Origin of the sequence: Pseudomonas sp. CC120222-01a (assembly GCF_003097235.1) — a bacterium.
Taxonomy (GTDB): domain Bacteria; phylum Pseudomonadota; class Gammaproteobacteria; order Pseudomonadales; family Pseudomonadaceae; genus Aquipseudomonas.
Genome location: NZ_QEQQ01000008.1, coordinates 118,341 through 144,129, shown reverse-complemented (window position 1 = coordinate 144,129; position 25,789 = coordinate 118,341). Strand labels below are relative to the sequence as shown.

Sequence of the window (25,789 nt, the reverse complement as noted above, 5' to 3'; positions counted from 1 at the left end):
GCAGGCATCAAAACTCTAAAGTGTAGCCTTTCTCTGTAGAGCCATACTCTGCAGAGTAATTAAAGCGAGACTTCCATGTTGGATTTGACCATTTTTCATTTCGCTCGCTACTAACATTGAAGAATAGTTTAATGGCATTACCACTTTTGTAATAAAGAATTGAAGCCACACCCTCATCATCCGGGTGTTTATGCCGAGTGCCATCCGTTGATATGAGCCAATTCTGGCAGTCAATGGCTTTAATCAAGCGCTCGGTGATATTGCCACGACTGCAGTGGTGTGAAACCTTGAAAGCATCTAGCTTTAAATTATCGCTCGATGAGTAATAGGATATAGCGTCAGCTAAATCATCGGCGAACGCATCTCCTGCGAGGAGAATTCTTTTGCCCTCATACTCAAGTAACAGGATGACACTGCTACCGTTTGCAGCCTTTGAGTCTCGCATAGGGCGTTGTTTTGCTAGGGCTCTAAGCGTAGATATATCTGAAATGTCCTGATATCGTTTTCCACCCAAAGCCTCTAAGCTAGAATTTGAACCTCGCTTTTCTGCTTTTTGTGTTGCTATTCTAATCTCCTGTTCCCATTGGGGTTTCAAAGCGTTGAGTCGCTTCACTGTAGGTCCGAGAACAGTGACCTGCATTCCTCCTGGTAATTCAACAGTTCTGAGAGGCTCGCCGTCCCGCCTACATATGGCATCACCTCCAAATGAGCGATTCCAAGACTGAGTCAAGAGCCATTTAGTAAGCCTCTCACCTTGCACTGCACCTAGTGACTCTAATGGCGCTGTGCTTGTTTTAGCCTCCAGATGCGCATATCCATTAAACCAGAAATCCTTGACTAGGACGCCAGAAGGCTGCTCTTGGTCTACGAAGCAACTCAGTAAACCTCCTATGTGATCCGCGTCTATATGTGTTACGACGACCGCTTCGAAGGTTCGCTGGCTCTCAGGTAATCTAGAGATTTCTTGCCAAATCAGCCTGCCAACTTCCTCAGTACCCATGTCGACGAGCATCTGATATGGATTATCCGTATCACCCCAGCGCACCCAGATTGCATCGCCTTCGCGTGCTGGCAGCATTTGTATTGAAAACAATTCAAACTCTCGATGTAACGGTGGTTAAGTACATCGCTTCCCAACTTACCAGGGGGGCGATTTTTGCCAAGCGCATGAGCGCTTCATTTCTTTGTTGGTTTTGGGCTGCGTCGGGCCAATACCTAAGTAGATCTAGTAGTAACGAGAAGCTTTCTGTTAGGAGAATTCGCTCCTTGCTAGCCTCGCAAGCCAGTCGCAATGCTTCCTCAGCATTATGGGTGGCCGCCAAATGCAATGCTAATACGATCTTGCAATCGGGTAGCCATCCATATTTCTTTTCGAGACCTTTTAAAAGATTTTTTTCCCACTCACTGATTCTGCCAGTTTTGTAGAGTATTAGTGCTGCAAGCAGTGCACCTGTAGGGTCAACAAATTTTTCCATCAACGTCTCAAGAGCTTTGCTCGCGACATCCGCCGCTTTCATAACCTGCCCACTTTTGAGCATGCTCTCTAAACAAAAAGCTATGGATCGATTTTGTGATATATTGACTAGAACTGGAAGGTGTCGTGACTCCAGGTCTTTCTTTACGTGGCAGGTTACGGAATAGTGGTGACCTTCGCTGATTGGCAGACTAACTTGGATCTGCTTTTCGTTTCTCTCGCATGTGAGCACCGAAACCTTACGCATTGCATGCTTGTGCTGAATAATCCAATAGTCTTCTATTGGGTAAACAGTAAAGTCATCCTCTGTGACTAACAATTTTATATTTTCTCCCCCCTCCTGCTCTAGTCCCTCCACCATGATGAATTTACTGTCATCTTCTGGGTGGGACGGCTGGTAATCGAATTCAGGCTCAAATTCGACTTCAGCCACTTGAGAAGGTGTAATCTCAATAACTTTAGCAGCTCGTTTCCCATCCCCAAGAAAAGCGCTGATTTCATATAAGCCCACAGGCAGATTGAACTCCCTCTCTGTAGTGGCCTTTTTTACAAGAATTAGTTCATTATCCCTTATATCGATTTCAGTTCCTCGACCGCCATAATTAAACTTAGATTTTACTCTAATCTTCAGGTTGGCTTCTAGGGAAGTACTTTCACTCATAGTGGAAGCTCCTTTAGGCGACTTGGCGGTGTAAGCTTGAGATGATCTGAGTCTTTGTGTTTAGTAGACAGGGTAGTAACTTCAATTGTATACAGTCCAGCAGGAATTTTTGCGCGCAGTGGCCAAGCGCAATGATTATCATATAATATTTTTTCTAGTTGCCATATTTTTGCGCTGTAATTTGTTACTTCCATTCCTTCTCTAACTTGCACTGTAAGATCAACTACAGGTGCCGCCTTGCACTCATGAAAGATTTCATCGTTGAATATACCTGTGCATTCGGTCCACTGGCTTTCTTCACGCTCTTCGGCCAGGCGCGATACGGTTTTTTTCAAATACATCTGTAAACTGCTTGTTGATACTAGCCAAGGGGAGGCGCGCTCACCTTCAGAAGAGGCAGCATGTCCCTCGGCAAGAGCGAGCATCAGCGCCTCGCAGAACAATGTGAGCTCGCCAGGTTTTGCAAACGCCTGCTCTCCATTGGATGCTGAAAGAAACAGGGGGGAGCACGCAACTGCGCCGGCGATGCCTTTATCATGTTTAAGAACACCAGCTAGTTCTTCGAACTCGCGAGCTTCCGGTGGCCGTTGCCTGCAAATGTCTACGAACCAAAATTGAGATTTAGCACCATTAGAATAGGTCATACTCTCATGCATGGCTCTCATATCCACCGCCCCGCGGTATCGCTCATTCTCGTGATCCGGGTGGGCAAAATCGCTCAAAAGCAAAACGGCTCCGGTGTTTGTAAGCTGAACACCATGGCCTGCGACATAAACGATAGCGATATTGCCAGGGTTTCGAGAGGCCGCTTTTTTAAAGTTCCTGAACGCGCTAGCTACGTTATCTCTTGTAGGTACAGAGTCCGCCCCAAGCGCTAGTTTAAGAGCGGGTGCCACCTCATCCTCGGTATTTGGTGAGAGAAGTACCCGAAGACTTCGCAGAGGAAAATCCTTTCGATGATAGTCGTTCATCATCCAAGTTGCGAACCGAGAAGCCGACCGTGCAGCTGAAGTTAGCTGCACGAGACCAGAATCTAGCCCTTGCTCACTGGGTTCGCCTTTCGTCCCCGACAGATAGTCGTATGCGCTTATGCCGATGATCAGCACATGGGTTCCAGCGGAATCCGAACTGTCATCTATTACTGCTGTCATTCGGTAACCAACTCCTTGATAGGGCCCAGTGTCTAACCCCAACGCTCCAAAAATCCTGAACCCTAAATCTTAACTGGCTACCATCTTCCACATAGCCAGCTACTCCCGGTTTTGGTAGAGGATTCATCTGATGTCTACATGCACTCGGCGGTTTCATGGGAGTGCTTTAGGGGTTCTTCCCTAAACGCTCACCTCCATCTGGCTTCTCAGTTGGCTACGGCTCAACCGGGACGGGACGCCAGCGAGGAATTTTTCCTAGTCAGTCCAAATGCTAATTCCTAGCCGCTAGAGATGCCAGCAAATTGCCAGAAATCGTAAGGCCCAGCACTGGTGTGATGAGACGGGATTGGTTGGCTATCAAAGCGTTTTCGCCGGGCTTTCCACTTAGATATGAGCTAGGCGGGTGACAGGCGATGTCTATCTGAAAGATGTGCTGATGGGGCTGCCTAGCGAGAGAGCCAGTGAGACCGGGAAACTGCTGCCGCATCGGTGGATGCCGGCCTGAAAGGCAGCAGGTTGCGCTTGTTCATCGATGCAGTAGCTCAATGCGCGGCCGATAGACCTCTTAGCTGCAGCTAGGGGGCATCATCGCAGCTCACTGGATGTGTATTCACCTAGAAATGCCACAGAGTGTGTCGTGTTCATCCATCATGCATATTTCGCTGTATGCCGATTGAGCTGTGGGACACAATCCGTTTTATTCGTAGGGTACCCGGACCCTGACAGGCGACTTCAGCCCCATGCTGGTCATCAGTCAGTCCTCCCTGCCATCCGAGGGCGTATAAGCCATATTAGAGTCATCGATTCAGCATCGGAGCCCTTTGGCTGGTGCAATCGACGAACCGCGAAGGGAATCAGTATGACTGCGAGTGGCAAAAGCCAATCAACCTCCACAGAGTTGACAGGTGGGGCAGGGTTCAACTACGAAGACTTGGTGGTGGCTTACTACCTCGCTGCCTTGCTGCTTGAAGGGCATGCCGCCGGGTGCACTGGAGTAGTCGAGTCGGTCGCAGTACAGCAAGCGGCTGATCATCCGATGGACGACCTTGTCGTGGAAATGAGGGATGAAGCCGGAAAGCGGACCCTCGGGCTGCAGGTGAAGCGTTCCCTTCGACTCACGGCCGCGCCCAGCAACTCGGACTTTCTAAGCACAATGGCTGCCGCGGCCATGACACGAAGCTTGCCAGCATTCCAGGTCGGCCGCGATGCCTTCGGCTTTGTGACGGAAAATGTCGCAGTAGATAGCTTACGTTCACTCAATCGGCTGATTGAATGGGCCCGGGCAGATGTTTGTGGGGCGGATTTCAACCGACGCTTCGAGACTGGAGGGTCTGCTGCGGCGGCAGAGCGCACAATGCGCACAGTATTACAGCCACTGACTGAGACGCAAACCAACGATGAAGAACTGGACTTCTATCAACACCTTGTCGCGTTGCGAATCGATGGGCTAGGTGAGAGAGGAACTTTTAGGGGGGCAGTCATTACTCAGTTGAAGGGCGTGCTTGCCAGTGACAAAGATGGCCTAGCCGAGTTGCTGTTCAACCGGTTGTGCCAGATCGCCAGTGATGGTGCGGGTAATGCGAGAAAATGGACCCGACCCACGCTTGTCCAGCAGTTGCAAGGCGCTATGCGGCTGCGATGCGCCCCAAGCTACAGCGCTGATCTGGAGTTAATTCAGCGCTACTCCTCAGCCAATATGGCCGATATTCTGGAGACGATTGGCGATTTCCGGATCGCACGTCCCCGTATCAACAAGCAAATTCAAGCCTCACTGGGCATGTTCCGCCTGGTCAACCTCACAGGGTTGCCCGGCTGTGGGAAATCCGTGGCTTTAAAAGGTGAAGCAGAAGAAGCATTCGACAAAGGACCAATTCTGTTCCTGAAATCAGATCGGTTGCTCGGCAACAGTTGGTCCGCATTCTCTGCAGCACTGGGCTTGCGCCATAGTGCAGAAGAGATTCTTACCGAAATAGGTAGTACCGGCACACCAGTTCTCTTTATCGACGGTATTGACCGCGTTCCATTGGATCAGAAGGGCATCATCACCGATTTGTTGAAGGTGATTGAGAGCCACGGAACCCTCCGCAACTGGAAAGTCCTGGCAACTTCCCGGGATCAAGGCCTGGAACCTTACCGCGCGTGGTTCCCCAGCAGCTTCTACCGAGAACATGGTATTGGCGATGTTGTCGTAGATCCGTTTAACGATGCAGAGGCAGCCGAACTCGCCGAACAGGTTCCTGCTCTGCGCTCGCTGCTAAGCATATCGTCTGCTGTGAAGGAAGTGGCACGCCGACCGTTCTTTGCTGCGGTCTTGGCGAGAAACAGCGCTGCGATGCAGACCTCAGCGCTTCACACGGAAACTGATTTGATTGCAGCCTGGTGGTCCCGGGCGGGCTACGACGCAGTGTCCGAGTCAGCGGAGGTGAGGCGACGGGCCATTCTCGATTTGGCAGAGAAGGGAGTAGGGGAACTGGGTAGACGCATTCGGATCCGAAGGCTGGATAGTACTACCGTGCCCCAGTTGGCAGCGCTGAAAGCCGATTTGATAATTCGCGACCATGATGATGGCGCGGCCGTCTCTTTTACCCACGATATCTTCTTCGAATGGGCATTTTACCGGGTATTAATTGATCTCGATTCCGACTGGCACAGCGCAATCTTGGACGCCGGGGAGCCGCCATTGCTCGGGCGAGTAGTGGGACTACTGGCGCAGAGAAGCCTAGGCACCCCCGGTAGATGGACAACCGGTTATCGACTGTTGGAGAGCAAGCCTCTTAGACCGCAATGGCGAAGAACCTGGCTGACCGCACCTCCGTTCACCACTGCTTTCACCGATGCAGGCCCATGGGCAGAGTTTACTGCTGTGTTGCAGGAACAGGACTTTCGACTCTTGGAAAAGCTATTGGTGTGGTTTCAGGCAGAGCACACGATCCCAAACCCCGTCGTATTGGGCCGTGCAGCGAGCACTGACGACGGGGAAAAATCCATCCGCGTTGCACATCTACTGGGGTGGCCCTCTGATGTCAGGACTTGGGGACGACTGATCGATTGGTTGCTATACGTCGCAGATACGGTGCCTGGACGTCTAGTTCCGCATGCCGCGGACGTTTTCGAAGTGTGGCTGAACATGTGGGGGCACAATGCAATCCAACGCACAGGCAGTATCGTAGCCCAGAGCGTCAGTTGGCTGAATGATCTTGAAAATGCCAACCGTGTCGAGTCGTCCGGTAACAAATGGAAGGAACTAGGACGCGATGCGCGCGAGCAATTGGCGATGTCTCTGCGCCGGGCAATTCTCCGGTGCGCACCGGCGTTCCCAGACCCAGCGATTAAACTCTACCAACACGCAGCCGCCGCCGAGCACCTACGGGATGCTAATTACGGTACGCTCATGGCATATGCACACGTCATGGCAGCCGTGGCGCCCGACGCTGTCATTGAGCTGGCCAAATCAGAACTCCTGGAAGAGTTGCCTGGTACCCGCTTTGCTAGGGAGGAGGAGGAGAGGCGAAGAAGCGCGGAGCGCAGGAAAGCCATTCGCGAAATTCCAGAAGCAGAGCGAACGCCCAGACAGCAACAGCAGTTGGACCAGATGTTCTATCCCTTGGGTCGGGAGTTTCCGGAGCTTGATGAAGTCGGCATCAACAAATACCACCATTATTACACCGACGTCTCAGCGCTTCACGAACCGTTCGCTAGCCTCTTTGCCCATGCGCCCGATCACGCACTCAAGCTTATTAATAAGATGGCGAATCATGCAGTGAAAGGTTGGCAGCAAGTACACGCCCTTCGAGCCGACACAAAAAAACCTTTGCCCGTTGTAGTGGATTTCCCCTGGGGCGAGCAGACATTCTGGGGGGACTGGACAGTTTATAGTTGGTCCCAAGGCCAATTGGGCGCAGCTCCACTGGAGTGCGCATTTCTTGCCCAAAGCTACTGGGCATTCCGGCAGTTGGAAAATGGTCGGCCGACAGATGAACTCATTCGTGTGGTGGTCGAACAGTCTGAATGTATTGCCGCACTTGGATTAGCCCTGCTCATAGCGCTCGAATCGCTTCACGTGTCAGAAACAACAATGGCTTTGGTCGGGTGCCAAAGACTCTGGGGGCATGACCTGAAACGTGTCGTACAAACACCCACTCTAGAGCTTGGTGTCCTGGGCTTCAGCCTAGATTCGGGCCTTACGGATGATCAGTGCCAAGCCCAGGCATTCTTAAGAACGCGGACAAGCCGTAAACGCAATGTGCGTCAGCTTGCCATGGCTTTCGCCATTTCGACAGACGATCAGTTGCGCGCTCGGTGCAAGGCGATACTGGCCGCATTCCCCGACAGGCTTCCATTCGAATTTGAAGAGGACGCCAGCAATAGTTCAATTGCAAGCCGCTTGAAGTCCTTGGCAGAGCAATGGGCAGGCCAAGGCGATGTCGACAACTATCGCGCCGTGGCTACGAAGTCGGGTCATCAAGCCATTTCCTATGAATCGCCGGTTCCCTTCGACGCTCAACAACAGTTGCGATTTGATGAAGCAGAGGCTTTTCTTCACGCATCGAATGTTCTCGCTTGGGCTACCCAGTCACTGGAACAAAACATTCTGCAACCTCGCATGAAGCTGACCAGCGCGGTGGCATTTGCTAAGCAGCAAGATTCGGACGACATGTTCACGGTGCGATTTGATGTAGGAGATCATGCTGTACAAAGCGCAATTTCCTGCATCGCTGCGTGTGTCATCCGTTTTAGTCAGGCTGAGAGTGATGATCTTGATTGGGCCTGGGAAGTAATGGGTCGTGTTTGGAACATGCAGGAGCGCCCTTTGAACGGCTCGCAGGTACCATGGCATCCGTTCAATCACCTCATTGCAGCGTTGGTGCAGCAACGCGTCAACAACAATCAGGATTCTGATGCAGTCGCTATGCTGCTTGAACTGACTGACCATCCGCAGGAGGACATTTCGGCGTTGGCGTTTGCCGGTTTACTACGAGACGATGACTTGGCAGTCACCTGGGTGGCCGCTTTACTCGTCATGAGGCGAGCCATCCGCTGGCGTTCAACCTGGACGCCCGATGGGGGCCACGATCATTCCAGAGACCGTGCCAGCCGTGAGCAGGCACTGCATCTCGCTCAGGAGGCGTTGGCAGAACAGCGCCCGGCGCATTTCCCGCCCATGCCGGTGGCCTGGTTGCAGTTACCTGTTGGCAAGGAGGAAGATTGGGATGACGGTAGCGATCGGTATCTGCGTGATCCTGACCCGTTCTTTGATTGGCGTTTCGCTGCAGGGATTTTCAAGTTTTTCCCAGTTGAGCGGTGGTGTACTTCCGCGACCTACAAAAGCCACTGGCAATCGGCGCTCGATGAACTTTGCACATGGACTGCATCACGCTTGTTTCCACCAGGATCAGCAGGTAAAAAACAACGCCACCCAGATGGGTACCAGTGGCATGACACGTTCAGCCGCCTGATTGCACGATCGGCGCCCCTGCTCGACGAAGAGTGGTTCATAGATATCTGCTTGCAGCCATTCTTGTCAGCGGAGAGGAACTCATTGCAGATGCTGAGTCGCATTGCCCGGTCATTGACTATCCACCATGTAGTCGACGCCGTCCGCATCGATGCGCATATGCTACGGCTGCTAGACATGTGTGCGGAGCGCCTAATCAATGATCGAGCCTTCTCAGAAAAAAGCGACGGTGCAGTTCACGACAACGCATTGGCCCGTCTCGTCGAGGCGCTGCTTTTCGTAGCCGTAACAGATGCACCGCAGGCGACCCGATTTGCGAATGGCGACTGGTCACAGGTGGCGGCGATCATGCCGATGATCACTCGCATCATGGCCAAAATTGGCTGGTCACCAGACGTGATGAGCAAGTTCTTGACCCTCTGCGAGCGAGCCGCCGATGCCTATCCCATTCAGGCATTCTCACAGCAGGTGGCAGCCGCACTGGAATCCATTCACCTGTCGCAAGGCGGTTGGACAGGAACCACATTGCCCGCACGTATCGCCGCTACGATTCAGCGCCTTACGGATAAGCACTATCCACTCGAGCAAGATCAGGCCCTGGCGTTACTGCGTATCCTCGATGCGTTGATAGACTTGGGTGATCGCCGTAGCTCAGCCTTAGAGCAAAGTGAGGCATTCAGGGAGGTTCGCAGAACTGCTGATGGTTCTCAGTGACAAACTACGTAACCCATACTCGGTTGGACTGCGTATCAATGAACTGTTTGAATTCATGGGCATGGTGCCCCATAAGCATAAGCGCTTCATCGTTCCTTTTACGGGAACTGAAAATTGGAACTCAGCATCGCCTTTGGCCAGGCGCTCAAAAAGGGTCCGAACCAGTAGAAATCCCACGCAAGAGGATTTTCCTACCCCAATGGTTCTTAAGCGCCTTTAGCAGATGATTTGCCTGTGTTCAATAAATGCTTGTTATTGCAGAGCGTGGAGATCTTCGCTGGACCGTGACTGCAGGTTCGGAGTGAGCAAGCGGGGCAGGGTAGAAGCAAGGTTCCGTCGAACGATGCTTCCACAATACTGCATGTTTTCTATATTTAAAGTAAAGAAGAAAAGCTCAAACTAAATTTTTTCTATATAATTAGGGGCGCCCTTGACGATTGCCATGGACTCATAGAACTGATTGGATCTTTCGATATCCAATATAAGTATCATACGCTCGCCACCAAAACGCATAGCTATATCAAGTTCTTGATTCGGATTGCATCCAAAAAATACATCCACGGTCAAACCTAGGATAACGAACTGCGCAAACCAATAGCCGCCTGGATAATGAGGGCCTTCAGAGACAAATCGCATCATGTCTTTTAAGCGATCTTTCCAGTCAACGTAAATTATTATCTTTATACCGGCAGGCTGTGGGCCAGATCCAAGCAGGTACTTCTCGATGTGGGGCATAACACTAGAAGGGATACCATTTATGCCGGGTAAATCTCCCCACGGCCCTTGGCTTGCGCGCCATACTATGCTCAGGATGAAATAGAATAAATCATCCTGTTTGATACTGACGGGGGGATACACTGGAAATACGCGCTGATCGTGGTAGTCCTCGTACATTTTCAGGTTTTTAAGCTGGTTTTTCAGCAAGAAGCCTGAGTTTTTTCGCCAGAATCGAGAGACTATACCCTCTCTTTTTGAGAAGAGCAGCTCGCAGTCATTGCACAGCAAATATTTTTTATATTGATTGTCGGAAGAGAATGCTCTCGCCTTCAACATATCTAGCTTTACGGGTGAAGTTTTGTTTTTCTTTGGCTTCCCCATTTCTTTATATGCCGCCTTGGGAAAGTAGTGACTGTCGCGCAATGGTTTTGACTCACCGCACAGGGCGCATGGTTTTATTTCGCTCATTCTTTAATAGCCCTCTACATCCTTATCATAGGCTGAAGTCATGACCCGTAAGAGCCTTCGAGATTTTCTACTGCTTTTAAAAAAAAGCAAGAGGGTATCTAGGCTCTGTACGAAAAGAGATGTCGCAAACACCGCATGGAACAAGCCAGTGAGACTATGGCGGCATAGCTTTTCGGGAGCTTGTCGTAACGCGTTACGATCCAGCGGTTCTCTTTAAGCCAGCCGAACATCCGTTCGATGATGTTGCGCTGCCGGTACTTGGGCTGATCAAACAGTTTGGGTAAGCCAGGCTTAGGCTTGCGTTTGATTGAACGCAGCGGGATGACGGGTTGCACTCGATAATGATCGAAGTAGCGACGTAGCCCTTGTCGGCAAGCAACCATTTACAGCGTTTACGCGGGCGGCCACGTTGGATTGATGGAATGCTGACTTCGTCCATTAGTGGCTGGGCGTAGCTGATGTCACTGGCTTGACCGCCAGAGAGAAGGAAGCGTACCGGTATCTCGTTGGCGTCGTAGAGCATGTAGATTTTGGTTGTAAGGCCGACGCAACTGAGCATCTAATCGGAAGTCCACTGATTCCGTCAATCCCGAAACCGTTGGTACACCGTTGACCATAGACCGAAGCGCTCCAGCAGATCTCACCAAGCAGCCCCCGAGCAGAACACCCAGAGTACACCATCGAGCATCAGCCGGTCACTCAGGCGCGGCCGACCTCGGCCATGAGTTTCGATGAAGAGATCGGAGACCGCACCCCAGGCCTCGTCCGAGAGTTCGTAACGGTTTGCCATCACAGAGTTCCTTTCCGTCGAGCGTTCGAGGGGCGGCGATTGGATTTCTCGGGATTTCGTACAGAGCTTAACTTGAATGGGGAGGTGAAAAATGAAGCCCGGATTTGAAGCCGGGCTATCAAACGTCTCCAAGGGGAGGCTCATCGCCAACAAGTCTCGGAGCAAGCAATTACAGAATACACGGTATTCAGTACGATGTCGTTGCGAGGTCAAGGTGACTTTGTCCAGCGAACGCACACTCGAAAATGTACATAGCTCGCGGGCAAGAACTAAAAATTTCAAAATATGCGGGGAGTCCGGTTTCGCATCTTCAGTTTTCCGCATTTCGCAGGTTTAGTTCTGAGCGCTGCTCATGATGAAACTTTGCTTGGTGGGGTGACGCTACTGTAATACATCATTTAACATAATATGCATTATACGCAGATTCGTATGTGGCCACCTGAACGTGGTTGGGCAGATTTCAAACCAGTCCAAGCCCCATTTTCCGATTCCTTGTCCATACCAAGCCCCACACGTTATCTTCATGGCGATATCCAAGCAGCATCCACCCAGGACGATCCATCTCCAGCTTCAAGGACGCTACATGCCTCACCATCCCTCTGCCGACCAGATCATCGACCTGTACAACCGACACGCCCACACGTGGAATGAATTGCGCGGCAATCGCCTGACCGAACATAAATGGATCGAACGCTTCCATGCCTTGCTGACGCCATCGGCAACTGTACTTGATCTGGGCTGTGGCTCTGGCCAGCCCGTGGCGCGTTACCTGATCGAAGCCGGCCTTGCAGTCACCGGCGTGGATTCCTCAGCGCAGATGCTTGCTCTATGTCGCGGTCGTTTCCCTGAGCACTCGTGGATTCACGCAGACATGCGCACGCTGTCGCTTGATAATCAGTACGCCGCAATCCTGGCCTGGAACAGCTTTTTTCATCTCAAACCCGATGATCAGCGCAGGATGTTTCCCGTGTTCCAGCGGCATGCGGCACCGGGTGCAATTCTGATGTTCACCAGTGGCCCGTCACTGGGTGAAGCCTTGGGTGTGTTCCAAGGCGAAACCTTGTATCACGCCAGTCTGGATGCACAGGAATACACCGCACACTTGCATTCCCATGGCTTTGAGGTGCTGGACCATATCGTCGAAGACCCAGATTGTGGCGGTCAGACGGTATGGGTCGCCCGCCGCTACTGCTGATTTATATGCTTTTATTTTATAACTACACTAAATAGTCATTTAGTTTAGTTATACGAAAGCCTCTCCCTCGACTATGTTCATTCTCCCCTCCTCAATCCATGCAGCGCTAGGACCGAGTAATGTTGGCTTCTGCACCGCTTTTTGCGAGTACAGCGACTCAAACGACTTGGTTGAACCATTAATTGCTCAAATGGGTGCCCGATAAACCATTTTGATTCACAATGCCCCCACGACATGCAGTGTGGAATCTTCCGATGCACCTTCCTACCGATGAGCGCCTGCTCAAAGCACTGGCCGACGCGTTCGTTGTCCACCCTCGAGCCACTTTGAAGGAGCTCGCCGAGGCGGCGGGCGTGAGCAAGGCGACCCTGCACCGTTTCTGTGGAACCCGTGACAACTTGGTCAACATGCTGGAATGCTATGGCGACCAGGTCCTCTCCCAGGTCATCGGCAACGCCGACCTGCACGGCAGCGACCCGACCGCGGCTCTGCATCGCCTGATTGTCGAGCACCTCAAACATCGCGAGATGATGATCTTCCTGCTCTTCCAGTACCGCCCGGACTCGTTCGACGACAGCGAGGCGAACCGCCCGTGGCGGGCCTATGCCGACGCCCTGGATGCTTTCTTCCTGCGTGGCCAGCAAGTGGGCGCTTTCCGGATCGATATCAGCGCGGCGATCTTCACTGAAATGTTCCTGAGCATGGTGTACGGCATCGTCGATGCCGAACGACGCGGACGGGCGGCCAGTGCGACGTCCGTGCATACGCTGGAACTGCTATTCCTCGACGGCGCTGCGGCACCTGCTCGCTGACCTGCTTTCGCCAGCCCAAAAAAAGCCCCAGAGCATTGATCCCTGGGGCTAAGGGGCTGGACATGCCAACCAAAGGATGCAGATTCAGCCCTGGCTCGGCCACCCGCCGCCGAGGGCGCGGAACAGGTCGACCAACGCCAGTTGGCGCTGGGTACTGGCTTCGATGAACGCTGCTTCGTTCACGTAGCTGTTGCGCTGGGCGTCCAGGTAGCGCAAATGGTTGTCCACCCCACCCTCGTAACGTGCCTTGGCCAGCGCCAGGGTCTCGCGGCTGGTGTCGGCCAAGGCTCGACGCGCGATTTGCTCACGGCGCAGGGTGTCGTTGGCGACCAGCGCATCGGCCACCTCGCGGAAGGCAACCTGGATCACCCCTTCATAGGCGGCCACGGCCGACTCCTTGCGTGCCTCGGCCAGGCTGAGCCCGGCTCGGTTGCGCCCGGCGTCGAACAGCGGCAGCGACAACTGCGGCATGAAGGTCCAGCTACGCGAGCCACCGTCGAACAACCCGGACATCTGCGCACTGGCGGTCCCGAAGCTGCCAGTCAAGCTGATACGCGGGAAAAACGCTGCCCGCGCCGCGCCGATATCGGCATTGCGCGCACGCAGCCGGTGTTCGGCGGCGAGGATATCGGGGCGGCGCTCGATTAATGCCGACGGCGTACCCGGTGCAATGTCATTGAGCACCATCGGCTCATCCGGGCGCTCAGGGGGTATCGCCTTGGCCGCCTCGGCACTGCCCAGCAATAGCACCAGCGCGTTGTAGGCCTGGCGCTGTTGGCGCACGGTGACTTCGAGTTCGGCACGGGACTGTTCGACCAGCCCCAGCGCCTCCTGGTGGTCCAGCGCCGTGGCCGTGCCGGCGGCGCGCCGCTGGCCGACCAACGCCAGGGAATCCTCGCGGCTGGCCAGGGTCTGGCGGGTCAGCGCCTGGCGCCGCTCGGCGCCGTCCAAGGTCAGGTAGGCCTGGCTCACCTCGGCGATCAGGATGATGCGTGCGGCACGCCCGACTTCCCTGGTGGCCAGGTACTGCTCCAAGGCTGCATCGCTCAGGCTTTTGACGCGGCCGAACAGGTCCACTTCATATTCTGGCAGCGACAAGCCCACCTGATACGTGCGGTTGACCCCTTCGCGGCCATCGCTCGAAAGCGCCGACGGCAGGTGCTGGCGATTGCCCGCGGCGCTGGCGTTCAACCCAGGCACTCGGTCGGCCCGCTGGATCCTGTACTGGGCGCGGGCCTGCTCGATGTCGAGCAAGGTCTGGCGCAAGGAGCGGTTGTTGTCCAGCGCACTGGCGATCAGCTGACGCAGCACCGGGTCGACAATGAACGCCTGCCACTGCAACTGTTCAACTGCACGGCCAGAGTGACCGCCGGCATCGCCCCATGCCACCGGCACCGGCGCCTCAGGGCGCTGGTAGGTGGGCGCCAGGGAGCAACCGGCCAAGGTCAAGGCCAGCACCAGGGGAAGTACACGACTAATCATGACCATCACTCAGCCCCCTCGACAGCCTGTTGCGCCGGGGCAGGCTTGCGCTTTAGCAGCGTCAACACCCAGACAAAACAAACCGGCACGAATACCACGCCCAGCAAGGTGGCGCTGAGCATGCCGCCGATCACGCCGGTACCGATGGCGCGCTGGCTTGCCGCACCCGCGCCGGAGGCGATGGCCAGCGGCACCACGCCGAGGATGAACGCCATGGAAGTCATCACGATCGGACGGAAACGCAGGCGCGCAGCCTCGATGGCTGCGTCGCGCAGGCTGTAGCCCTTCTCCCACAGCTCTTTGGCGAACTCGACGATCAGGATGGCGTTCTTTGCCGCCAGGCCAATGATGGTGATCAGGCCGACCTTGAAGTACACGTCGTTGGGCATGCCGGTGAGCGTCACTGCCCACACTGCGCCCAGGGCACCGATCGGTACGATCAGCATCACCGTCAGCGGGATCGCCCAGCTTTCATACAGCGCCACCAGCAGTAGGAACACCACCAGGATGGCCAGGGCGAACAGGCTGGCCGCCTGGCCGCTGGACACCTTCTCCTGGTAGGAAAGGCCCGTCCAGGCGTAGCCGATACCCGGCGGCAGTTCGCTGACCAGGCGCTCCATCTCGGCCATTGCCTGGCCGGTACTGTGCCCCGGCGAAGCGTCGCCGGCGATGCGGATTGACGGATAGCCGTTGTAGCGCACGAGTTGCACCGGGCCCTCTTCCCACTGGGTGGTGACGAAGGCGCTGAGCGGAACCTGCTCGCCGCCGGCATTGGGGGCATAGAGGCGCAGCACGCTTTCGGGCGTCATGCGTTCGCCTTGCTCAGCCTGCACCACCACGCGCTGTTGGCGCCCGGCATTGGTGAAGTCGTTGATCACCGCCGAACCGAAGGCGGTGGCCAAGGTGTTGTTGATGGCTTCGAAGCTAACGCCCAGGGCACGGGCCTTTTCCCGGTCGATGTGCAGGCGCAGCTGCGGTGCTTCGGCCAGGCCTTCCATCATCGCGTAGAGGATGACCGGGTTGCCGTTGGCACGCGCCAGCAACTGATCACGGGCCGCGAGCAGTGCTTCGCGCCCGAGGCCACCACGGTCCATCAGGCGCAGGGCGAAACCACCGGAGTTGCCCAGGCCGTCGATCGGTGGCGGCATGACAGCAGTGATGGTGCCATCACCGTTGGCGGCGAACTGCGCGTTGATCGCTGCCGTTTCCGCCTCCGCCGATTGCGCCTTGTCGCGCAGTGACCAGTCCTTGAAGGTCGGGAAGGCCAATGCGGCATTGTCACCCTGGCCCGAGAAACTGAAGCCACTGACAATGAACGAGTTGGCCACCGCCTCACGGGACATCAGGAATTTTTCCAGCGCCTCGGCGGTGTGGTCGGTACGTACCCGGCTGGCGCCTGGTGGCAGTTGCACATCGACGACGCTATAGCCAAGGTCCTCGGCCGGCACGAAAGCCTCCGGCAAGCGCACATAGGAATAGCCCAGCACCACCAGGATGCCGACATACGCCAGCATCCAGCGGCCGGCACGTGCCACCAGTTCGCTGTTGAGCAGCGAATAGCGTTCGGTGACACGGGCGAAAACACGGTTGAAGGCGCCGAAGAAACCGGCCTTTTCATGGTGGCCATGGGGCACCGGCTTGAGCAGCGTGGCGCATAGCGCCGGGGTGAAGGTCAGGGCCAGGAAGCCGGAGAACAGGATCGACACCGCCAGCGAGACCGAGAACTGCTGGTAGATCACCCCCACCGAACCGGACATGAACGCTAACGGCAGGAACACCGCCGCCAGCACCAAGGTGATGCCGATGATCGCCCCGGACACCTGCCCCATCGCCTTGATGGTCGCGTCCACGGGCGACAGGCCTTCCTCGGCCATCAACCGCTCGACGTTCTCCACCACCACGATGGCGTCGTCCACCAGGATACCGATGGCCAGCACCATGCCGAACATGGTCATCATGTTCACCGAGAAGCCGAGCAGCTTCATGATCATCAGCGTCCCGAGCAGGCACACCGGTACCACGATCGACGGGACCAAGGTATAGCGAACGTTCTGCAGGAACAGGAACATCACCAGGAACACCAGCACCATGGCTTCGATCAGGGTGTGGATCACCTTCTCGATGGCCACATCGACAAAGCGCGAGGTGTCGTACGGTACCGAGTATTCGACACCTTCGGGGAAGAACTGCGACAGCTCGGTCAGGCGCTCCTTGACCAGCGTCGCGGTCTGGATGGCATTGGCGCCGGGCGCCAGCTGCACCGCACCGGCCACCGCCGGGTGGCCGTTTAGGCGCGCCGACAGGTTGTAGTTCTCGCTACCGATGGCCATGCGCGCCACATCCCCCAGGCTTACGCTTGAGCCATCGGGGTTCGCGCGCAGGACGATGCCAGCGAAAGCCTCCGGTGTGTCGAGGGTGCCCTGCACGGCCAGGGTCGCGGTCAGCTCCTGCTCGCTGGCAGCCGGCGTACTGCCGAAGCTGCCGGCTGGCACCTGGACGTTCTGGCCGCGAATCGCCGTATTGATGTCGTCGATGGACAAGCCATACCCCACCAGCTTCTGCGGATCCACCCATACCCGCATGGCCGCTTCCGAGGCGAAGAACTGCAGTTTGCCCACGCCGGGCACGCGCAGTAGTTCGTTGTTGATGTTACGCGCGGCGTAGTCGGCCAAGGCCGTGGTATCGCCACGGTTGCCGGCCGTGCTGGTCAGGGCGTAGATGAGCAGGAAGCCGGAGCTGGCCTGCTCGACTTTCAGTCCTTGGCTCAGCACTGCCTGAGGCATGCGTGCCTCGGCCTGTTTCAGACGGTTCTGCACATCGACCTGCGCCATGTCCGGGTCGGTGCCTGGCTCGAAGGTCACCATCACTTCGGCCACGCCATTGGAGTTGTTGGTGGACTCGTAGTACAGCAGGCCCTTGGCGCCGTTGAGCGACTGTTCGATGATGCTGGTCACCGACTCCACCATGACCTTGGCCGAAGCGCCAGGGTAAGAGGCGGTGATGGAAATCTGCGGTGGCGCCACGTTGGGGTATTGGGCCACGGGCAAGGCCGGAATCACCAGCAACCCTGCCAGTGAAATGAACAACGCCATGACCCAGGCAAAGTTCGGGCGGTAGATGAAAAACCTGGACATCTCAATTTCCTCGCATCACTGGGCGGCGGCCGTTTGTTGCGGTGCAGGCACCACCGGCATGCCGGGGGCCAACCCTGCCGGGCTGCCGACGATTGCCTGATCACCAGGTTTGAGCCCTTCGGTGATTTGCCAGCGTGCGCCCTGCATCACGCCGGTTTGCACGGCGCGTGCTTCAGCAATGCCATTGGCGGCGACCAAAACCCGTGCCTGGCCGTCGCTGCCACGCTGGACCGCACGTTGAGGGACCAGGATGGCGTGGGTGTTGGTACCTTGAGGTGTGCGCACGCGCACATACATGCCCGGCAACAGCGTGCCGTCCGCGTTATCGAAACGCCCACGGAGGATGATCTGGCCGGTGCCGCGGTCCACACTCACATCGGTGAACATCAGCTCGCCCGAGCGCTGGAAGTCGGTGCCTTCTACTTGCGCGGTCAAACGCTGGCTGTCAGTTGCGCGCGTGCCGTCCTTCAGCGCTTGGCGCAGGCGCAGCGCGTCAGCGGCAGACTGCGTGAAGTCGATGTAGATCGGGTCGAGCTGTTGGATTCGGGCCATCAGTGTCGCATCACCCTGCCCCACCAACGCCCCTTCGGTAATCAGCGCGCGACCAATGCGCCCGGAGATCGGCGCGGTGACAGTGGCATAACCCAGGTTCAGGCGTGCGGCCTGCACGTCGGCCTGGGCAGAACGCACCGCCGCACCGGCGCTGCGCAGTTCGGCGGTGGCGCTGTCGAAATCCTGCTGGCTGACCGCTTCGATCCTGACCAGCGGCTCATAGCGTTTCACTCGCGCCTGGGCCTCCTGCTGCACGGCCTGGGCACGGGCGAGGTCGGCCTCGGCGCGGGCCAGGGCTGCCTTGAACGGCGCCGGGTCGATCTGGAACAGCACATCCCCCGCCTTGACGTCAGCCCCCTCCTCGAAGCGCTTGTGCAACACGATACCCGGCACCCGCGCCCGCACCTCGGCGACGCGCATCGGCTCGACTCGGCCCGGTAGCTCGGCGGCCAAGGCCACCTGCTCGGACGCCAACGTCACGATTTCCACCGGATAGCTCGCATGGGCTGCACCGCCCTGCTCTGCTGCGGGCTCACACCCGGCCAAGGTGATTGCCATGGCCAATGCGCCCACCCTTATCAAACCTGTCTTGCCCATCACGCCCCCGAACCTTGATTGAAAACGGGGCGGATGCTACGTTTCAAACTCATATGAGTCAATAATGTCTCATAAAAATCATAATAGACTCTTGATGGCCACTTCAGACTTCCCGTTTTCATCGCTTCCCGCCAAGCTGGTGAATGCCCTCTATGCCGCTGTCGCCTTGCGCCCCAGAGCATCCATGGGCGAGCTGGCGGTGTTGGCGGGCATCAGCCGGGCAACCTTGCACCGTTACTGCGGTACCAGAGACAACCTCGATTGCCAGCTCGAACAGCACGCCAAAGGCACGCTCATGCAGATCCTCGACAACAGCGGCATGCTGGCCGGCAAAGAGCCCCTGGCCGCGTTGCGTCAGCTGATTCACGCGCACCTGGCCCAGGGTGAACTGATCGCGTTCCTTGCCTCCCGCTACCCTGTGCACATGAGCTTGCAGCACGACTTGCGGTTCTATGTGGAAAGGCTCGATGCGTTGTTTTTCAGCGGCCAGCGACAGGGCGTGTTTCGAGCGGATGTCAGCGCGCCGTTGCTGACCGAGATGTTCGTATCGCTGTTGCATGGCATGGTCGACGCCCGCCAACGAGGGCGCGCGCCAAGCGAGAGTGCAACGGTGCTGGAGCATGCGTTTCTGCAGGGCATTGCAAGGCGGGCGCCCCGTTGAGCGCGCGCAGGGCAACAGCCGTGAAGCGCTATGGCGTCAACGGAAGGGAATGAACACTATTGCTCGTCGCCATCGAGTGGCGTGCTCCAGATCACCAGCTCAAGGGCAGCGGCGACCTGGATGCGATGGTCGGCAAGCGCGATAGGCAGCAGGTCCTGGGCGCGCTCCAGCCGGCGCAGCAAAGTATTGCGATGGGTACCCAGCACCTCGGCGGTCTGGGTGATGTTGCAGCCATTGGCCAGGAAGGCGTGTAACGAATGCTGAAGAACCGTGGGTTCGGTCGCCAGGCGCCCCAGCGTGCTCAAGACGAACTGCCTGGCCGCGCGGGCATCCTGGGTCATCAGCGACACCATCCTCACCTGATCGATCGTGGCCACGGCGGGTGAGCCCGCCAAACGGCCCATCAACCGCTGGGTGGTCAAGGCCTCCAGGTGCGAGCGCCGGAAGCCATTCATCCCCGCGCCCGCCGAACCGATTGCCGCGCGTATCTTCGGAAATTGCCGGGCGACGCCCTGCAGCAGGTTCAGGTCCAGCGGCTTTGTCGCATTGCTCCAGGCCCACAGGGTCGCAGGGCCCGCGAATACGATCAGAGGCGCTACAGTGCCCGTGAGCTGCGCCAGGGCCCGCGCCATATTCTCCAAGGGGCGAATCTCGGCGTCCGGGGTTTCGCTCCAGACGAGGCAGGCACGGTGCCTCTGAGCCAGGCTGTAGCCCAGTCGCCTGCCGAACTGCTCCGCGTCCACATCCCTGCCATCGAGCAGCCGGCTGACCAGGCTGCGTTTATCGACAGGGTCGTCATGGGCCTGGGCGCTTTTTTCTTCGAGGATGATCTGCGTCACCACACGCATGTTGCTGTCGATGAATTCCGAGATCGACCGTGACGAGACCTCCAGGAATTCCTCGAGCACCGCGGGATCCTGCGTCAGGCTGAAGGCCATCTTCATCCACAGGTCCCAGGCTGCGTTCTGTGTCGACCTTGCAACATTCATCAGCAGTTCGGACAACCCCCTGCGGGCGAGCTCCCTGGCCGTGTCCACCATGTCAGCGGACACGTAAGGCTCCACCGGCTCCCCAGGGCGCTGCAAGTTGGCATTCGCCCAGTGCAGCAACTCTGCTCGGTTGGCGCGCCGGCACGCCGCGAGGATGACCGGGTCCTCCAGCAACCTGGCATCTTCGGGCGAAGAGAACAGTGCCTGGTTCAGGCGCTCGACCCACTCGGGTGGCAGCGCCTGAGCGAGTTCGGCGCCTTTGCGCATGAGCTCGCGAACGGTTTCCGAGGGGCGTGGCCAGGGTGATGGCGTGCTGGTCATGGGCTGTGCAAATCACTCAAAAAACGGCTGGAAAATGGTGCAGTTCGTACCTAGGCGCAGGGCCAGTGGAAACCTAGCATGAACGCACTGCCTGAACAAAAAATACAAGGAGGCACCGTGACGCTCCATGTCCCTTTTTTGGGTTTAGCGCAGTGGCAAGCAGGCCTGTTTCCTGATGCCCGTTGATCAAACGTCAACCCGCCTGCGCATCCGTTCCTTTCAATCTGGAGTGTTCTCAATGTCAGCCTCTCGCGACGCCACGCCAAGCCTGCCCGTGGTAACCCGCTCGACTTCCGCGCAAGAGATTGCGCTGCTGAGCGACCAAGCAGGTGCAGTAATCATCCGCAACTTCATGACCCCTGAACAAGTCGTACGGATCAACAACGAACTCGACGCCCCCCTGGCCGCGCTCGATGCCGGCTCCAGGCACGAGCACGCGCTGATCGCCGAGTTCCATGGCCATCAGACCAAACGGCTCACCAACCTCGTCACCCACAGCAAGACCTTTCGGGAGGAAATTCTCGATGACGACCTCTTCCACGAACTGGGGAACGTGCTTTACGCCCCGGAGTGCGGTGACTGGTGGCTGACCACGGCCCAGTTGATCGAAATCGGCCCAGGCAACAAAGCACAAATGCTGCACCGTGACATGATGCAGTACCAGCCGTTCGTGACCATGAACAAGCATGCGCCACGCGCCATCACCAACCTCATGCTGGCGCTGACCGACTTTACCGAGGAAAACGGCGCCACGCGCTTGATCCCCGGGAGCCAGGACTGGGATGACTTCGACGATGTCGGAACCCCAGAGATGACGATTCCTGCCCTGCTCAAAGCCGGGGATGCCGTGCTGTTCGGCGGCAAGGTCGTCCATGGTGGCGGGGCCAACGTCACCACTGACTGTTACCGTCGCGGGCTGACGATCCCGATGCAGGCTTCGATCATCACGCCTGAAGAAGCCTACCCGTTGATCGTGCCGCTCGAGCTGGTGCGCACGCTTTCTCCGCGGGTACAGAAGATCCTCGGTTTCCGCTCCCAATACCCCAATGGCAGCCCTGGCCTTTGGCAACATAACTACGCAGAACTGGCGGATTACCTTCAGCTCTAGCGGCCAGCGTTGACTTGCCTGGGCCTCAAGGTGCCACGACCACCCAATCGCCCAGGCAAGGAAACAGGCCAGGCATCGGTTTGCGATGCCTGGCCTCTGAGCGAGTGGGCAACCCTTCATTCCTGGTGGGGCATCACCCCTCGGCGTGAAAACAATACAGGTACGCCTTCGGCGTTGAACAACGCCGCCGTCAGTGAAAGGCCATCAGCGGTCTGCGTTTCCTGAAAGCTATGCCCGCCATCGCTGCTCTGCACGCTCAGCCCATCCAGCCCGACCGCCAGCACACGAGAGCCCGCTACCGCTACGCAAGTGACAGAGCCCTTGCTTTGCGTTGGCACTCGGCGGAAGCGCTTGCCGTCCACTGAACCCTGCAACAGGGTGCCGCGCTGGCCACCCAGCAGCAGACGTCCATCGGCCAGTACCGCGCCTGACCACAGGGTGCCTTCGTAGCCAGTATCCAGGTAACGCCAGTTTTTCCCCTGGTCCTCGGAATGCAGAACCTGCCCATGCTCAGCCGTGGCGTACAGCGTACCGCGGCTGTCGGCAAACAGTCCCATCAGGTTGAGGTCGGCCCGTTTGGCCCCGGGCGGGGCCTGCACCGGCTGCTCGGCCCACGTCTGGCCCCCATCCTCGGTAGTCAGCACCAACGACCAGAGGCCTACCGCCACACCCTGCCGGGCATTGAAGAAGTGCACCGCGAACAGGGGCCGGTCCTCTTCGGTGGCAAGGCGCTGGACCTGCCAGGACTCCCCGCCATCGGTGGTGACCAGGATCGCACCCCAGTGGCCAACCGCCCACCCGCGCCTGGCATCCACGAAAGACACGCCCGTCAACGGTGTGGACAGCGGTACCGACCTCGCCTGGCGCCACTGCATGCCCTGATCGTCGGATAACAGCACGACGCCGTGGTCGCCCACGGCCACCATGCGCGCCCCCGCCCAGCCGGCGGCCAGCATGGTGGCCTGCCTGGCATTGCTCGCCTGTACGGCCGGCACGGCCTGCAACGGCGCGGCCTGAAGCGACACCGGTGGCAATGCTGCTGCGAGCAATGCTGCAGTGAATAAAGCCCTGAACTTCATGCTGCTCTCCTCAGTGCACCAGCGCGCCGATCATGCGCACGGGGCGCTTACGTGGGAATACCCGCTCCAGCCAGACGGCGAAGGCCGGCAGCACGGTCATGGCCATGACCATGTTGACGATGAACATGAAGGCCAGCAGCTTGCCCATGTCGGCCTGGAACTTGAGTTCCGAGAAGGCCCAGGTGGCCACGCCCACGGCCAGGGTGATGGCGGTGAAAATAGTGGCGACACCCACTTCGAGCAGCGCGTACTCCACTGCCTTGGTGATCGACTGCCCATGGGCCAGGTGCAACTGCAGGCGGTTGTAGATGTAGAAGGCGTAATCGACGCCAATGCCCACCGCCAGCACCATCACCGGCAAGGTGGCGATGGTCAGGCCGATCTGCAGCTCCTTCATGAACCAGTAGCCAACGAAGGTGCCGATGGTCAGCGGCAGGCAACACACCAGAACTGCCCGCAGGTCGCGGTACACCACGAACACCAGCAATGCGATGGCGGCATAGACGTAAAGCAACATGGGAGTTTCGCTTTTTTCCACCTCCTCGTTGATGGCGGCCAGCACCCCGGCGTTGCCCGAAGCGAGGCGCACCGAAATGCCTGGCATCGGATACTCGCTGCGGAACGCCTTGGCGGCGTCCACCACTCGGGTGAGGGTCGTGGCTTTGTGATCGGCCAGGTACAGGTGCACCGCCGACATGCTGCAGTCGGTGCGCATCAGCCCGGGCGTGCGCGCCACCTCGGTGGCCAGCGCAGCGTAGTTCATCGGGTCAATGGGTACCGCCGCCATCTTCGGGTTGCCTTCGTTGTAGCCCTCGTTGAACTGGCGCATGTTGCTGGAGAAGGACGCGACCGAGAGGACACCGGGCACCCCCTGCATGGCCCACACGAAGCGATCCTGATACTGGCCCAGGGCGACATCCTCGCAGGCCGCCTGGCTGTCTTCTCCAGAGGGGGCCGTGTTGACCTCGAACACCACGCTGAGCCAGTCCAGGCCAATGTCGTAGTTGCCAGCGATAGAGACCGCATCGCGATTGAAGCGGGCATCCTCGCGCAGCTCCGGCGCGCCCGCCTGCAGTGTGCCAACGACACGGTCATGGCTTTGCCAGATCGCCACCAGGAAGACCACCAAGGCAACGCCAAGCACCCATTGCGCCCTGCGCGGCTCGGCGAGCCGGGCCAAGCCACGCAGCCAGCGGGTCCGGCGCTGTCGGGAGGCTTCCTGGGCGGCAGCGTACTTGTCATCGACACTCAGTAACGACGCCATCAACGGCAACATCACCAGGTTGGTGATGATCTTGTAGGCCACGCCAAGCGAGGCCGTGATCGCCAGCTCACGCACCATCGGGATGGGGATCAGCAGCAGCGTCACGAAGGAAACCAGCGCGGTCACCAGCGCCAGTGTCCCGGGAATCAGCAACCCCGTGAAGCTAGAGCGCGCCGCCTCTTCGGCGCTCTTGCCAATGGCGATCTCGCGGACGATGAAGTTGATTTGCTGCACACCATGGGAAACGCCGATGGCGAACACCAGGAAGGGCACCAGCACCGCCAACGGGTCGAGCCCGTAGCCCAACAGGCGCAGGCTGCCGAACTGCCATACCAGCGAGGCCAGCGAACAGGCCAGCGCCAGCAGCGTGAAACGCAGGGAGTGGCAATACCAGTACACCGCCCCCGCAGTCAGGAGCAACGCCAGCAAACAGAACTCCAGTACGGCTGAAGCACCGTCAGCGATGTCGCCGATCTGCTTGGCGAAACCGATGATCTGGACTTCGAATTCGCCATCCTCGAATGGTTGGCGGATCTCTTTTTCCAGCCTGTGGTTGAACGCCACGTAGTCCAGGTGGGCGCCATTGGTGTCGTACTCGTTGAGCTCCACCGTGATCATTGCGCTGCTCTGATCACGGGAAACCAACGTGCCGATGAAACCACCCTGGGCAGTGGAGTTGGCGATCGTCGCGATGATCTGGTCATCCAGGTGATCGGGAGAAACCGTACCCGGTACCAGTGGATCAGCGCGAAACCCTTCTTCGGTGATTTCGTTGACGAAGGCATTGGGCGTCCACAGGGACCGCACACTGCTGCGCGACACGCCAGGAAGGAAGGTCACTGCCTGGGTGACGTCATACAGCCGCTTCAGGCCCGCAGCGCTCCATATATCGCCCCGTCGGGCCTTGACCACGATGGTCAGCCGGTTGGCGCCCAGCAGGTCGTTGCGGTAGGCCTCGAATGTCTTGATGTATTCGTGGCCTAGCGGCAATTGCTTTTCGAAGCCAGCATCCATGCGCAGTTGCACGGCGAACCAGCCCATGATCAGCGTGAACACCGCCAGGCTCGCCAGCACCAGACGACGATGCCCGAACAACACACCCTCGACGCGTGACAACAGGCCACGTGCCGGGGCTTCAGATAGCTTTACAGAACCGTTCACGGCA

The 25,789-nt window shown here is 57.6% G+C and carries 15 protein-coding genes and 1 pseudogene; 5 read left to right on the top strand and 11 right to left on the bottom strand.

Annotation, left to right across the window (positions count from 1 at the left end; genetic code table 11):
* Positions 1-7: 7 nt before the first annotated feature.
* The 3 genes from N430_RS13020 to N430_RS13010 are packed head-to-tail and all read right to left on the bottom strand — an operon-like array spanning position 8 to position 3,286.
* A complete protein-coding gene (locus N430_RS13020; RefSeq protein ID WP_133248847.1) occupies positions 8-1,078 on the bottom strand; it encodes an MBL fold metallo-hydrolase in 1,071 nt (356 codons plus the stop codon).
* 16 nt (positions 1,079-1,094) lie between these two features.
* Positions 1,095-2,135, bottom strand: coding sequence for a hypothetical protein (locus N430_RS13015; protein ID WP_110637579.1), 1,041 nt, complete (start codon positions 2,133-2,135; stop codon positions 1,095-1,097).
* Positions 2,132-3,286, bottom strand: a complete 1,155-nt coding sequence (locus N430_RS13010) for a caspase family protein (protein ID WP_110637580.1) — start codon at positions 3,284-3,286, stop codon at positions 2,132-2,134. Before N430_RS13010 ends, N430_RS13015 begins: the two co-directional genes overlap by 4 nt.
* Before the next feature lie 1,036 nt (positions 3,287-4,322).
* On the opposite strand from N430_RS13010, the gene N430_RS13005 reads away from it, so the two are divergent.
* A complete protein-coding gene (locus N430_RS13005) occupies positions 4,323-9,455 on the top strand; it encodes an ATP-binding protein (protein ID WP_178083387.1) in 5,133 nt (1,710 codons plus the stop codon).
* Between the two features lie 399 nt (positions 9,456-9,854).
* Here the strand turns inward: N430_RS13005 and N430_RS13000 are convergent, their stop codons facing one another.
* Together N430_RS13000 and N430_RS12995 are read right to left on the bottom strand one after the other, a co-directional pair.
* Positions 9,855-10,640 carry a hypothetical protein gene (locus tag N430_RS13000; RefSeq protein ID WP_133248846.1) on the bottom strand — a complete coding sequence of 262 codons (786 nt, stop codon included), beginning with the start codon at positions 10,638-10,640 and terminating at the stop codon, positions 9,855-9,857.
* 98 nt (positions 10,641-10,738) lie between these two features.
* A pseudogene (locus N430_RS12995) lies at positions 10,739-11,430 on the bottom strand (IS5 family transposase).
* Between the two features lie 583 nt (positions 11,431-12,013).
* On the opposite strand from N430_RS12995, the gene N430_RS12990 reads away from it, so the two are divergent.
* Entirely contained in the window at positions 12,014-12,625 is a 612-nt protein-coding gene (locus N430_RS12990) for a trans-aconitate 2-methyltransferase (RefSeq protein WP_110637583.1), read from the top strand.
* Between the two features lie 254 nt (positions 12,626-12,879).
* A complete protein-coding gene (locus N430_RS12985; protein WP_110637584.1) occupies positions 12,880-13,437 on the top strand; it encodes a TetR/AcrR family transcriptional regulator in 558 nt (185 codons plus the stop codon).
* A gap of 84 nt (positions 13,438-13,521) precedes the next feature.
* Here the strand turns inward: N430_RS12985 and N430_RS12980 are convergent, their stop codons facing one another.
* Genes N430_RS12980 through N430_RS12970 form a run of 3 tightly spaced genes read right to left on the bottom strand, consistent with a single transcriptional unit; the run spans position 13,522 to position 19,202 of the window.
* Complete coding sequence (locus N430_RS12980) at positions 13,522-14,925, bottom strand: efflux transporter outer membrane subunit (protein WP_110637585.1); 1,404 nt, start codon at positions 14,923-14,925, stop codon at positions 13,522-13,524.
* Positions 14,925-18,053, bottom strand: coding sequence for an efflux RND transporter permease subunit (locus N430_RS12975; protein ID WP_110637586.1), 3,129 nt, complete (start codon positions 18,051-18,053; stop codon positions 14,925-14,927). Before N430_RS12975 ends, N430_RS12980 begins: the two co-directional genes overlap by 1 nt.
* A gap of 15 nt (positions 18,054-18,068) precedes the next feature.
* Entirely contained in the window at positions 18,069-19,202 is a 1,134-nt protein-coding gene (locus N430_RS12970) for a MexC family multidrug efflux RND transporter periplasmic adaptor subunit (RefSeq protein WP_110637587.1), read from the bottom strand.
* A gap of 94 nt (positions 19,203-19,296) precedes the next feature.
* On the opposite strand from N430_RS12970, the gene N430_RS12965 reads away from it, so the two are divergent.
* Positions 19,297-19,863 (top strand): TetR/AcrR family transcriptional regulator, encoded by a 567-nt coding sequence (locus tag N430_RS12965; protein WP_165837356.1) that lies wholly within the window; start codon positions 19,297-19,299, stop codon positions 19,861-19,863.
* Between the two features lie 56 nt (positions 19,864-19,919).
* Here the strand turns inward: N430_RS12965 and N430_RS12960 are convergent, their stop codons facing one another.
* Positions 19,920-21,173: a CdaR family transcriptional regulator gene (locus N430_RS12960; RefSeq protein ID WP_218278054.1), complete on the bottom strand. Its 1,254-nt coding sequence runs from the start codon at positions 21,171-21,173 to the stop codon at positions 19,920-19,922.
* 238 nt (positions 21,174-21,411) lie between these two features.
* On the opposite strand from N430_RS12960, the gene N430_RS12955 reads away from it, so the two are divergent.
* The gene (locus tag N430_RS12955; RefSeq protein ID WP_110637590.1) at positions 21,412-22,281 is read left to right on the top strand and encodes a phytanoyl-CoA dioxygenase family protein; all 870 of its coding nucleotides are present in this window, start codon (positions 21,412-21,414) and stop codon (positions 22,279-22,281) included.
* A gap of 116 nt (positions 22,282-22,397) precedes the next feature.
* Here the strand turns inward: N430_RS12955 and N430_RS12950 are convergent, their stop codons facing one another.
* Positions 22,398-23,360 carry a YCF48-related protein gene (locus N430_RS12950; RefSeq protein WP_110637591.1) on the bottom strand — a complete coding sequence of 321 codons (963 nt, stop codon included), beginning with the start codon at positions 23,358-23,360 and terminating at the stop codon, positions 22,398-22,400.
* A gap of 10 nt (positions 23,361-23,370) precedes the next feature.
* Complete coding sequence (locus N430_RS12945) at positions 23,371-25,785, bottom strand: RND family transporter (protein WP_110637592.1); 2,415 nt, start codon at positions 25,783-25,785, stop codon at positions 23,371-23,373.
* Positions 25,786-25,789 lie beyond the last annotated feature (4 nt).